This window comes from Algoriphagus chordae, from assembly GCF_003254055.1.
Taxonomy (GTDB): Bacteria; Bacteroidota; Bacteroidia; order Cytophagales; family Cyclobacteriaceae; genus Algoriphagus; species Algoriphagus chordae.
In genome coordinates this window covers 222,818-235,620 of the sequence record NZ_QKZT01000006.1, presented here as the reverse complement: position 1 = coordinate 235,620, position 12,803 = coordinate 222,818, and the positions used below count along the sequence as shown (strand labels likewise).

10 protein-coding genes are annotated in these 12,803 nt (G+C 41.2%); 5 read left to right on the top strand and 5 right to left on the bottom strand.

Annotated elements, in window-relative coordinates; translation table 11 throughout:
• The 3 genes from LV85_RS08710 to tgt are packed head-to-tail and all read right to left on the bottom strand — an operon-like array spanning position 1 to position 3,115.
• A complete protein-coding gene (locus tag LV85_RS08710) occupies positions 1-909 on the bottom strand; it encodes a DMT family transporter (RefSeq protein ID WP_111318366.1) in 909 nt (302 codons plus the stop codon).
• Positions 910-1,983, bottom strand: a complete 1,074-nt coding sequence (locus tag LV85_RS08705; protein WP_111318364.1) for an LptF/LptG family permease — start codon at positions 1,981-1,983, stop codon at positions 910-912. It abuts the gene before it with no gap.
• A gap of 1 nt (position 1,984) precedes the next feature.
• Positions 1,985-3,115 (bottom strand): tRNA guanosine(34) transglycosylase Tgt, encoded by a 1,131-nt coding sequence (gene tgt / locus LV85_RS08700; protein ID WP_111318362.1) that lies wholly within the window; start codon positions 3,113-3,115, stop codon positions 1,985-1,987.
• Between the two features lie 121 nt (positions 3,116-3,236).
• Here tgt and LV85_RS08695 point away from each other — a divergent pair, with 121 nt between their 5' ends.
• From LV85_RS08695 to rsmG, 3 genes are read left to right on the top strand one after another with little or no spacing between them, the layout of a single operon-like run.
• On the top strand, positions 3,237-4,373 hold the full coding sequence (locus LV85_RS08695) for a glycosyltransferase (RefSeq protein ID WP_111318456.1): 1,137 nt from the start codon (positions 3,237-3,239) through the stop codon (positions 4,371-4,373).
• Entirely contained in the window at positions 4,364-4,975 is a 612-nt protein-coding gene (locus tag LV85_RS08690; protein ID WP_111318360.1) for an RNA polymerase sigma factor, read from the top strand. Before LV85_RS08695 ends, LV85_RS08690 begins: the two co-directional genes overlap by 10 nt.
• Positions 4,975-5,619, top strand: a complete 645-nt coding sequence (gene rsmG, locus LV85_RS08685; protein WP_111318358.1) for a 16S rRNA (guanine(527)-N(7))-methyltransferase RsmG — start codon at positions 4,975-4,977, stop codon at positions 5,617-5,619. Before LV85_RS08690 ends, rsmG begins: the two co-directional genes overlap by 1 nt.
• 280 nt (positions 5,620-5,899) lie before the next feature.
• Here the strand turns inward: rsmG and LV85_RS08680 are convergent, their stop codons facing one another.
• Positions 5,900-6,175 (bottom strand): hypothetical protein, encoded by a 276-nt coding sequence (locus tag LV85_RS08680; RefSeq protein ID WP_111318356.1) that lies wholly within the window; start codon positions 6,173-6,175, stop codon positions 5,900-5,902.
• An 88-nt stretch (positions 6,176-6,263) separates the two neighbouring features.
• The gene (locus LV85_RS08675) at positions 6,264-7,238 is read right to left on the bottom strand and encodes a hypothetical protein (protein WP_146260452.1); all 975 of its coding nucleotides are present in this window, start codon (positions 7,236-7,238) and stop codon (positions 6,264-6,266) included.
• 702 nt (positions 7,239-7,940) lie between these two features.
• On the opposite strand from LV85_RS08675, the gene dnaE reads away from it, so the two are divergent.
• Both dnaE and trxA read left to right on the top strand, forming a co-directional pair.
• Positions 7,941-12,227, top strand: a complete 4,287-nt coding sequence (gene dnaE / locus LV85_RS08665) for a DNA polymerase III subunit alpha (RefSeq protein ID WP_111318350.1) — start codon at positions 7,941-7,943, stop codon at positions 12,225-12,227.
• A gap of 238 nt (positions 12,228-12,465) precedes the next feature.
• Positions 12,466-12,786: a thioredoxin gene (gene trxA / locus LV85_RS08660; RefSeq protein ID WP_111318348.1), complete on the top strand. Its 321-nt coding sequence runs from the start codon at positions 12,466-12,468 to the stop codon at positions 12,784-12,786.
• Positions 12,787-12,803: the final 17 nt, after the last annotated feature.

Sequence of the window (12,803 nt, the reverse complement as noted above, 5' to 3'; positions counted from 1 at the left end):
TCACCTCAGCGGCCTTACTGGCTTTCTTCTTTTATTCAGATAGTTCAATACTGGATAGGTCAGCACAGATACCAGGATAATCCCAGTTCCCAAATAAAACTGTGGCGTCATTTTTTCGCTTTCCCCAAAAATCAAAACAGCCAAAACAATCCCATACACTGGCTCAAGATTGATAGTCAAATTGATCGAAAAGACCGAAAGTCGCTTCATCAATTCCACCGAAATAGAAAATGCATACACCGTGCAAACCCCTCCAAGGATAAAAAGCCAAAACCAATCGTAGCCAACCCAAGTAAGCTGCAAACCTTCATCCGTCATAAAATTGGCATAGATTGGCATAAAGAGGAGCGAAAACAAACAGGCACCCGCCATCTCATAGAAAGTAATCTGATAGGGATTGTGCTTGTGTGCTAGTTTTCCATTCAAAACTGAGAAAACTGCTGCCAAAAAAGAGGATGCCAATGCCATGCTTAATCCAAGCCAATAGCCTGACTCAAAACTGAATATTACCAAAAGGCCGCAAATCACCATTAAGCCCAAGCCGACTTCATACCATTTGATTTTGGTGCGATTGAAGATAGGCTCCACGAAAGCTGTCCAAAGCGATGTGGTTGCCATCCCAGCTAGGCATACAGAAGCTGTAGAAACCCGCGCTGACCAAAAAAACAAAATCCAGTGCAAGGCGATCACAAACCCAATCCCAATGACTTTGATCATGGCAGGGAAAGGCATCAATAGATTTTTCTTTTTGAGCAGGAAAAGCCCAGCGATTCCGACTGCGGCTATTAAGGTTCTATAGAATACCAACTCAATCGCTGGCAAACTGATCAATAAACCCAGTATAGCCGTGAATCCCCAAATGAGTACTATCAAATGAAGCATCAGGTAATCTTTGAGCGTAGCGTTCATCTAGCGTGGAACGGTTTTGTAAAGCAATAGACCTGTCAAACCAAAAATAATATTAGGTAGCCAGACAGCAAAAATCGGATATTCCGCACCGTTCTCGGCGAAAGTCCTAGAAAGAATAAATAAGATGATATACACGAAGGCGAGCAAAAAGCCCATTGCAATCTGAAAGCCTGAGCCTCCTCGGGTTTTCCGTGCAGACATAATCACCCCTATAAATGTCAGAATAATCGCCGCAAAAGGTGACATAAATCGCACATAGCGTTCAATTTTGTAGAATCCCACATTATCTGCTCCCCGCTCTTCCAAAATTTTAATCTGTCTCCCAAGTTCCGGGAGTTTTAAAGTCTCATGATGTTTTTCGGGCAAATCAAAATCCTCCGGCCTAATGCTCAGCGTCGTATCAAGATGTTCTCCTACCGTATAAATTTCTTCTCGTTCTTTCAATTCACGTAGCCTCCAATTGTGGAGCGTCCAAACACGTTTGGCAGTATCCCATTCTATTCTATCTGAGGAAAGTTTAGCCAATAATTCTCCGTCTTTAATAGTCTCCAAGGTGAAGTTATAGCCGGTATTGCCTGTCGTGAAAAACCGACTGATATAGGCATAGGAGTTTGCCCCAACTTTAAGGTGGAGATTTGATTCTGAAGAAGTCTTTTCTTTATCCAAATAAGTGACCCTAAATTCCGTCACTCCGGCAGTTGCACCTGGTAAAATCCAGCCATTCAACAGGAAGCTTGCTCCTCCGATCATGCTGGCCGCAAAGAGAAAAGGTCTAAGCAGCCTCATAAAACTCACACCGCTACTTAGTATGGCGATAATCTCCGTTCTGCCCGCCATTTTGGAAGTGATAAAAATCACCGAAATAAAGACAGTGATAGGCGTCAGCAGGTTATTCAAATACAGACCATAATTTATCATGTATTTGAATATTTCACCAGAGGGCACTTCATTCCTCATGTAAGTGTCATTTTTCTCTGTGAAATCCAAAACCAAAACCACCAGAATCAACATGACCACTACGAAAAAATAGGTCTTCAGGAAATCCTTGATGATGAGTTTGTCGAGTATCTTCATATTAAAGTCTGGTGCTCACTTTTTTCACCATTTGATCTTTCCAAACGGCAAAATCACCTGCAAGGATATGCTCCCTAGCCTGGCCAACCAACCATAGGTAAAAGCTCAAATTATGAATACTGGCAATTTGCGCAGCCAATATCTCCTTGCTGACAGTCAAATGGCGTAAATATGCTTTACTGTAAAAGGTACTCACGTAGCCGCCTATGGCAGGATCAATGCTCGTAAAATCATCCTTCCACTTTTCATTTCGAATATTGATAAATCCCTCAGAAGTGAATAACATGCCGTTTCGGGCATTTCGGGTAGGCATCACACAGTCAAACATGTCCACGCCAAGTGCGATGCATTCCAGGATATTCGCTGGAGTCCCTACTCCCATCAAGTAGCGAGGCTTGTCTTGTGGCAAAATATCTGTCACCAATTCAGTCATCTCATACATCATTTCGGCAGGCTCGCCTACCGAGAGTCCACCAATCGCATTTCCTTGCTGGTTGGTCGATGCAATGAATTCTGCACTTTGCTTACGCAAATCCTTATAAACTGATCCTTGAACGATGGGAAAAAGTGTCTGATTGTAACCATACTTTCCTTCTGTCGCATCAAATCGATCAATGCATCTAGTCAGCCAGCGATGGGTCATCTCCATGGAATTTCGCGCATAGCCATACTCACAGGGATAAGGGGTACACTCATCAAAGGCCATAATAATATCAGCACCGATTGTCCGCTGTATATCCATGACATTTTCAGGCGTGAAATGATGCTTGGAACCATCAATATGAGACTTGAACATCACCCCATCTTCTTTGATTTTGCGCGTTCCTGAAAGTGAAAAAACTTGATATCCTCCACTATCTGTCAAGATGGGTTTCTCCCAGCCGTTAAATTTATGAAGACCCCCAGCTTTTTCCAGCACATCAAGTCCTGGCCTTAAATACAAATGATAAGTATTTCCAAGGATGATTTGAGCCTTGATATCCTGATCCAATTCCCGCTGATGTACCGCTTTCACAGAACCTGCTGTGCCTACTGGCATAAAGATGGGAGTTTGAATGTCACCATGATCGGTTTTTACTACACCTGCTCTGGCTTTGCTCTTGGGATCTTGATGGGATAAGGTAAACTTCATGTCGCTAATGGGTTGCTGTAGAGGCTTTCTACAGATTGTCTCGTTCAGCCTACAAAAATATACGCTTATTCTTAAATGGTTTGCTGAATTTGATTTTATATTTGCTCAGCAAAAACGACCTATGAGCCTATTTTTATTTTGGTTATTCTTCGGTATCGGAATACTAATCCAAGCGATTTACCTCTTGGTTATTTTTGGAAAGACAGCCTTTTACTCAGGCAACACCCCTCAATCTACTTCGAGAAATGAAGAAGGAGTGACCGTAGTAATCTGCGCACATAATGAATTCGGAAACCTCAAGACACTCATTCCTAAGCTCTTCGAACAAGATTACCCTATCTTCGATGTCATGATTGTCAATGACAGATCATCGGATAGAACCAAGCGACTTTTGGAGAAAATGATGGAGAGTTTCCCCAAACTTCGCTCTGTCACCATCAAGTACACTCCTCCACATTGCACCGCCAAGAAGTATGCACTTACCCTTGGGATCAAGGTAGCAAAACATGATGTGATGCTGCTAACAGATGCAGATTGCTTGCCCGAAACCAATCAATGGATCAGAAAAATGACCGCTCCAGTGAGAAATCAGGGGAAAACATTTGCTGTTGGGTTTTCGGGATACGAACATAAGCCAGGCTTTTTAAACAACTGGATTCAATTTGAGACCTTACTGACGGCCTTATACTATATCTCTTTTGGCCTGTGGAAAAAACCCTTTATGGGAATTGGTAGAAATCTATGCTACCGCAAAGACTTTTTCATGAATGCAAAAGCTTTTAAAGGGCTTTGGCACATTGAAGGTGGAGATGATGACCTGTTCTTAAATCAGTATGCCAGTGGCCAAAATACCGCTATCGTACTAGACCCCGAAGCAACCACCATCTCCAAGCCAAAAGAAACACGGAAGGAATACCTAATTCAGAAAAAAAGACACCTGCACGTAGGAAAGTACTATCGAGGCAGTGACAAGAGAAAGATTGGATTATACTCCTTTTCTCATGCATTATTCTGGATTGGGGGGATTGCTTTGCTTATTTATTTGGGTTTAGCCCAAAGCTGGGAACAATTTTCCATTGTTTTCGGTATTATTCTTTTGAGATCTATTCTCCTTACGGTTATTTTCAAAGCTGCAGAGAAAAAGATCCAAGGAACTAAACCACCGAAAAACATCTGGATGCTCGATTTCTTGTATTTAGGTTACTTTTGGATTTTAGGGACAATATCCCACCAGGCAAAAGACATTCAATGGAAATAAACGAACGCGGTTTTTCTAAGAAAGCTCTCGAAGACTTTGAGCTGATCGATCAAGCAGTAAAGCACGAGGATCAGCAAGCCTATGCCTCCTTGATGAAGCGCTACAAAAAGGCGGTTTATTACATGATCTTGAAAATGATCCGAGATGCTGACGATGCAGAGGATCTTACCATGGAGGCTTTCGCCAAAGCATTTAAAAATCTACACCGATTTAAAAAGGATTATACCTTTTCGACCTGGCTTTTTCGAATTGCCACCAATAACACCATTGATTTCATCCGAAAGAAAAAACTCAAGACCATGAGTTTGAACACCACTATGTCTGATGACGGAGGAAACTCTGTGACTATTGATGTAGAAGATGATGACAACAACCCTCAGGATGAGTTCATCCGTACGCAGCGGATCGAGATGGTTCGGATATTTGTGGACAAGCTTCCAGCGAAATACAGAAAACTGGTTCAACTACGCTACTTTGATGAACTCTCTTATGATGAAATCGCCAAAGAACTGGACAAGCCACTAGGTACGGTGAAGGCACAATTGCATCGCTCCAGAGAATTACTTTACGAAATTGCCGCTGGCAAACAAAAACACATTTGATGAATTCAGGAACTCAGCTTATCCAGTCTTATTTCCCGGAGCTTTCCGAAGCACAGCTTGCACAGTTTGATCAGCTTCAGGAAATCTACGATGATTGGAACTCCAAAATCAATGTGATTTCTCGCAAGGACATGGAGCATTTCTACTTGCACCATGTACTGCACTCCCTTGGCATAGTGAAAGTGATGCCTTTTGTGCCCGACACTAAGATTTTGGATATCGGTACTGGTGGCGGATTCCCAGGGATTCCATTGGCTATTATGTTTCCCGAGACACATTTTCATCTGGTGGATTCTATTGGAAAAAAGATCACGGTGGTCAAAGACGTGGTGAAGCAATTGAAATTGACCAACGTGGAAGCGCAGCAAGCAAGAGCCGAAGAATTAGTTCGCAAATATGACTTTGTAATCAGTCGAGCAGTGACTCGAATGTCTACTTTTTACCCTTGGGTGAAAAACAAGATCCGCAAAGAAGATATCAACGAGTACCCCAATGGCATTCTTTACCTGAAAGGTGGAGAGGTCGATGAAGAAATGGAGGAATTAGATAAGTCTTATGTGGTCTACCATTTGGAAGATTACTTCAAAGAGGAATTTTTTGAAACCAAAAAAGTGATCTATATGCCTTGGGAGGAGAAGAGGTAGGTTGGGCTTTAGTTGTTGGTTATTGGGTATTAGTTGCTAGTTGTTAGTTGATCGGTTGAACTGTAAGGTCTTGTCGAGGGGCAAAATTGTATCTTCTAGGGTGCATAAACTGGTTCATTTTGTATGCTCTAGAATGCAGTTTTAGTATCTAAGTTGTCACTATTCTACTGGATATAAAAACAAGTAAACAACTGGTAATCAACATGCAAATATTGGATTTAAAACATCTTCTCTAAAGATGATCTCATGGAGAGACTTTCCAAACTCCCATCCCTTCTACTCAATGATCACACTGCTGTAAAACCTCAGTCAAAGAATCTGTTTTTGAAAGATAATAGGCATTGATTTCCAGTATTGAATCATTCAAAATTAATACTGGAAATGAAGAAACAATATCAGAAAATGACTCTATAGAATCTACATACACATTAGCCAAGTCAAAGAAATCATAACCCATCTCGATTTTAAGGCTTTTGTAACTTTGAATTTTAGTAAATACTATATCCAAGCAAGGGTTATTCGGATTTTTAGCTGCCAATTCTTTCCCTATTTTCACACAAGTTGTACATCCTATTTGAGGAACTATTAGCGTGTTTCTTTCAAAACTCCCCTTTGAATTACAGCTAATTAAGCAAAGAGCTAAACTAAAAATCAGGATACTTAAATTTCGTGAAGACAAGTTCGTCTTCAGATTTATTATTTTCTATTTGGGCTACATAGAAACTATTTTCATCGAAAAACATGAAATCATAGCCTAGCCCTTCAATACTTACATTCCCTAGGAACTCATAACTCCCTGCATCATAAAAACTTAGAGTTTTTTCATCTTTGTAAAATCCATCTTTAAAGTCCTGATTATTGAAATCTACTATACCAGGATAGCCTAACCTGATAATCTGATTCTTAAAAGGATTGTAAAATACTGACACAAAGGTACCCTGTGAATTATTATATATTCTTTGACTATCAAATCCATCTGCAAAAGTTCTAAATTCATCAATACTACTAGTCTCAATCGATGGAAGCTTATCTATATGACTTGCATAAAATGCAGTCCGATCTCCAGACTTGATGTCCAGAATATAAATAGAATCTGCATTTAGATAATTGTAATACATTAATCCTCTTTGTTTATCCTGTGCTCTTGTTGGACGAAGCCTAGTATTTGAATAATAATTACCTGACAAGTACTCTTCAGGAAATACATTTTCTTTCCAAACTTCTTTTGAATTCAAATTAATATACAAATCCGATTTTTGATCCTTATGAAAAGGTTCATTACCTGTAAAAACAGAAGCTGTGATGGAAAGAATAGAATCATTAATCAATATAGGTTCTGCACTTTGGTAAGCTGAACCCCAATTATCTCTTTCAGAAGGAAATTTTCTCATCAGATTTATTAACAAATCTTTCTCTCCATTTTCATTCCCAATATAAATCTGTTGCTTATAAAAATCATACAATATAATAGTATCCGGATTTACATATGAAAATCCCGAAGGAGGAATTTCTCCTATAGAAATCGGATTTCTCTGATCATTTTCAAATTCAAATGATTTAACCAATTCCTGCGTTTCAATATCATATACCACAAACCTATTGTTAAATTGGGTCAACATATATAGCAGATTTCTGTCACCCTGTTCAACAACTTGAAAGTGGTTGAAATAAGAAGTCATGGAATCTAAGGGAAAAATGATTACATCTTCTTTTTCAAGATCTAAGGACAAATTCTTATTATTAATTTTGCTATTGCACCCAATAAAAAAGCAAATTATTGAGATGATAAATACGGAATATCTATTCATAGAATATGATCAAGTAAAAAAGAAGGGGGTAAAAAAACGCTTTTACCCCCCAGTTAGATTAAGGTTCAGGTTCAATTGGCGGAGCTTCAACCGCACAATCACCTAACCCTACAGCCATAGTATTACAGTAGCCATTTGTTATCCCCATAATTACTATTGGCTCACATTTACCTATAATCGCGATAGTCCCGACGGGCAAAGTAGGACAAACAGGATCCTCTTCCACTGCATGTGCGGAAAATAAACTAACACCACCAAATATAGCGAAAATCAAAAATAACTTTTTGATAATAAATAATTTTTAGTGTTCTTAAACCTACCTCAACATTTCGATTAACTTAGGTAAGTTAGCGATGAATGGGCCTATTGTTTTTTTTTGGCGAAAATACCTTATAAACGGGTTGTTAAACTAAAAATCCAATATACACTAAAATTTCTCCGACAATTACCTCCGCTTCGCTTGTCTCCTTTCCCAGATTAACCCTAATTTGAAGTCTCAATTCCCCAAGCTGTATGTATTTAATTTTTGATACCGAGACCACCGGCCTTCCCCGCGATTACAATGCCCCCATGTCTGATGTGGACAACTGGCCAAGGCTAGTCCAACTCGCATGGCAACTGCATGATGCTAAGGGAAATCTGCTTTCCAACCACAATTACATCATCAAGCCGGAGGGCTTTACCATTCCTTACAATGCTGAGAAAGTCCACGGGATCTCTACCAAGAGAGCCCTAGCCGAAGGTCATGACCTAAAGCAGATTCTCGGAATATTCGAAGGGGATGTTCAGAAAGCCACCTACTTGGTAGGACACAATGTGGAATTTGATGTCAACGTAACAGGTTCCGAATATTACCGAGCGAAAGCGACGATGCCTCTGACTGCAGATCAGCTGGATACTAAGGACATCTCAACCGATTTCTGTGCGCTTCCAGGTGGCCGAGGAGGAAAATTCAAATGGCCTACACTTACAGAACTCCACCAAAAACTCTTCGGGAAAGGCTTCGGCGATGCTCACGATGCTGCCTATGATGTGGATGCTACTGCTCGCTGTTTCTTTGGACTAATCACGCAAGGAGTGCAGGCTCCAGAAGCTGGAATTACGATTCAAGAAGTAATCTACGAAGCGCCAAAACTGGAGGAAGCCAACTTTGCACAAGCAAAAGACACGCAGAAAGCTGCAGCAAAGGATGTACTGAAACAAGCTGGAAAAGCTGACATCTCGGATCTGACCGACATCCCATTCACACACCTACATGTACATTCTCAGTACTCTGTGCTTCAGGCTACTTGCGAGATTCCAGCTATGATCGCTCGCGCAAAAGAATTGGGTATGCCTGCCATTGCGATGACAGATCACGGCAATATGATGGGAGCTTTCCACTTCGTGAAAGAAGCGATTGGAAAAGATATAAAACCGATTTTGGGTTGCGAATTCAACCTCTGTCGAGATCGAAAAAACAAGTCAAACAAGGATGATGGCTATCAGACTGTCCTCTTAGCAAAAAATAAAGCTGGTTATCATAATCTGGCAAAACTGGCTTCCTATGCCAATATTGAGGGTTTCTATTATTTACCCCGTATCGACAAAGAACTTTTGGTGCAGTATAAAGGCGATCTTATCGCTACGACTGGCGGACTTTGGGGAGAGATTCCATTCCTGATTTTGAATGTAGGCGAAACCCAAGCTGAGGAAGCCTTTGTCTGGTACAAGGAGCAGTTTGGAGAAGACTTCTATGTGGAGCTAAATCGCCACGGAGTTCCCGAGGAAGAAAAAGTAAATGAAGTACTGCTAGAGTTTGCTACCAAATACGATGTTAAATACTTTGCAGCAAACAATTCCTACTACATGGAGAAGGAAGATGCAAAGGCGCATGATGTCTTGCTTTGCGTAAAGGATGGTGAGTTGTACGACAAACCTAAAAAGTACATCGGCAAGCGTGGACGCGAATTTCGCTACGGCTTTCCAAATGATGAATTCTACATCAAAACTCCCGATGAGATGAAAAAGCTCTTCGCGGATTTGCCAGAGGCCATCGAGTGTACGAATGAGATTACTGAGAAAATTGAAGTATATAAACTAGCCAGAGAAGTACTCCTTCCGGCATTTGAAATTCCTGAAGAATTCAAACATGCCGAAGATGAAGTTGATGGTGGTAAGCGTGGAGAAAATGCTTTCCTGCGACACCTCACCTATGAAGGAGCTAAGAAACGCTACAAGGAAATCACTCCAGAAATTGAAGAGCGACTAGATTTTGAGCTCGCTACTATTCAAAACACCGGATATCCAGGTTATTTCTTGATCGTACAGGATTTCATTGTTGAGGCTAGGAAAATGGGAGTTTCTGTAGGCCCAGGTCGTGGGTCTGCGGCAGGTTCTGCTGTTGCCTATTGTACGAGTATCACCAATATTGATCCAATCGCATACAACCTCCTATTTGAGAGGTTCCTAAATCCGGATCGAGTTTCACTTCCCGATATTGATATTGACTTTGACGATGAAGGACGCCAAAGCGTGATTGATTATGTAATCAAAAAGTATGGTTCTAATCAGGTAGCCCAGATCATCACCTACGGCACGATGGCAGCTAAATCTGCCATTCGAGATACTGCAAGAGTGCTGAACCTTCCCCTGGCAGAGGCTGGAAGATTGGCTAATTTGGTTCCTGACATCAAATTGAAAGCGCTTTTTGGCTTAGCAGGAAATCGAGCAGCGCTTTCAGATAAACTGAAAGGACAGGGTGAATTGATTGCTAAGGCGGATGAACTCATCAAGATCTCGAAAGGTCAAGATGAGTCTGCTAAAACTATCAAACAGGCAACTATGCTGGAGGGATCTGTGCGTAACCTGGGTATTCACGCATGTGGAGTCATCATCACTCCTGCTGATATCACCAACTATGTTCCTGTTGCATTGGCCAAGGATTCTGACATGGTGTGCACGCAGTTTGACAACTCCGTAGTGGAATCAGCAGGTCTGTTGAAGATGGACTTTTTGGGTCTTAAAACACTGACTCTAATCAAGGATGCTGTCAAAATCGTCAAGGAAAGGCATGGTATCCAACTGGATCCGGAGCATTTCCCGATTGATGATGAGACTACCTATGAGCTTTTCCAACGTGGCGAGACAGTCGGCATTTTCCAGTATGAATCTGCTGGAATGCAGAAATACATGCGTGAGCTGAAACCAACAGTTTTTGCTGATTTGATTGCCATGAATGCTTTGTATAGACCAGGTCCATTGGCTTATATTCCTTCCTTTATTAAGAGAAAACATGGCACCGAGCCGATCGATTACGATCTGGACGACATGAAAGAGTACTTGGAGGAAACTTACGGTATCACCGTTTATCAAGAGCAAGTGATGCTTCTATCGCAAAAACTCGCAGGATTCACCAAAGGTGAAGCGGATGTGTTGCGTAAGGCAATGGGTAAAAAGCAAAAGGATGTACTGGATAAGATGAAACCACAATTCATCGAACAGGCTTCCGCCAAAGGCCATGATGCTAAGAAGCTCTCCAAGATCTGGACTGACTGGGAAGCTTTTGCATCTTACGCATTTAACAAATCCCACTCAACTTGCTATGCTTGGATTGCTTATCAGACGGCTTATCTGAAAGCACATTATCCTGCGGAATACCTTGCTTCTGTTTTAAGTAACAACATGAATGACATCTCACAGGTGACATTTTTCATGGAAGAGTGCAAGCGAGCAAATATTCCCGTATTAGGTCCAGATGTGAATGAATCCAATAATGGTTTCACAGTGAATGCAGCCGGAGAAATACGATTTGGAATGGCTGCTATCAAAGGTGCCGGTTCGGCCGCTGTAGATGCAATCATCGAAGAGCGGGAGAAAAATGGCCCTTACAAGAACATTTTCGAATTTGCGAAGCGTGTCAGTTCCAAAGCGCTAAACAAGAAAACCATGGAAGCTCTGGCAATGGCTGGCGGATTTGATTGTTTCCCAGAGCATCACAGAAGGCAATATCTGGAGGCAGCAGACGGAGACTTGAATCTAATAGAGAAGGCAACCAAGTACGCACAGAAGGTGAAGCAGGAAGAGGAAAGTAATCAAGTTAGCCTGTTTGGAGGAGGAGATGGCAACATGGAAGTTCCGCTTCCTTCTATTGCACCGATGGAGCCTTTCACCCAATTGCAGCAGTTGAACATCGAAAAAGAAGTCGTTGGTCTCTATATTTCTGGGCATCCGCTTGATCAATTTAGATTAGAGATCGAGTCATTTACCAATGCTGTTTTGCCTGATCTGAATGATCTCGAAAGTCTACGTTCCAAGAGTGATATCAAGCTGGCTGGATCAGTGTCCACTTTTGCACATCGCACCACCAAAAATGGAAAGCCTTTTGGCACCCTCACCGTGGAAGATTATCAAGGAGCTTTTACTTTCTTCTTGTTTGGAGACGATTACGTGAAGTTCAAAGAGTACTTTATGCCTGGCTGGTTCTTGTTTATTTGCGGAGCTGTAGCTTCAAAGAGATGGGCAGAGAATGAGCTTGAATTTAAGATTGGAAGCATTACCCTATTAGATGAGATCCGTGGAAAAATGGTGAAGGGTCTGCGCGTCAATATTGATCTAGATAATCTTTCTCTGGATTTGATGGAGAAACTACAGGCAATCACTGAGAAGTATAAGGGAGATGCCAAGCTGTATTTTGATGTGGTAGATCGCAAAGAAAATATTGCTTTGGAGCTTTTCTCCAAAAAGTTCTCAATTGATCCAAGTGCAGAAATGATCAAAGAACTGAAAGAAATCCCAGAGGTGGTGTATCGGGTGATTTGATGAAATAAGTTGGATGTTTTAAGTGCGATATGCGATAAGCTCACAAAGCTGATTTTGCTGCTTGCTTTAGATATATCCAGGCTTAGGGAATTGAATTATCAGAATAAGACAACTATTGGTCAACATCGCTTTCGCCTATCCCTCATAGATAAAAAAATTTAATCCCTCGGAACTTATTAATACGCTATTGGCTTTTGCTCATATATTTGAAATCTCGAAATCAAAAACCAAACATACAATGTCAAAAGCAATAGAAATTACTGACGCAAACTTTGAAGAAATCATCAAATCTGAGCAGCCAATCCTAGTGGATTTTTGGGCAGAATGGTGTGGTCCATGTAAAATGATCGGTCCAGTGGTAGAAGAACTAGCTGGAGATTATGATGGCAAAGCTGTCGTAGGCAAAGTAGATGTGGATGCAAATCCAGCTGTAGCACAAGCATTCGGAATCAGATCAATCCCTACACTCCTGTTCTTCAAAGGTGGCGAAATCGTAGATAAGCAAGTTGGAGCAGTTCCAAAATCTGTTTTATCTCAAAAATTAGACGCGCAACTTTAATTAGTTGGCTATATTAC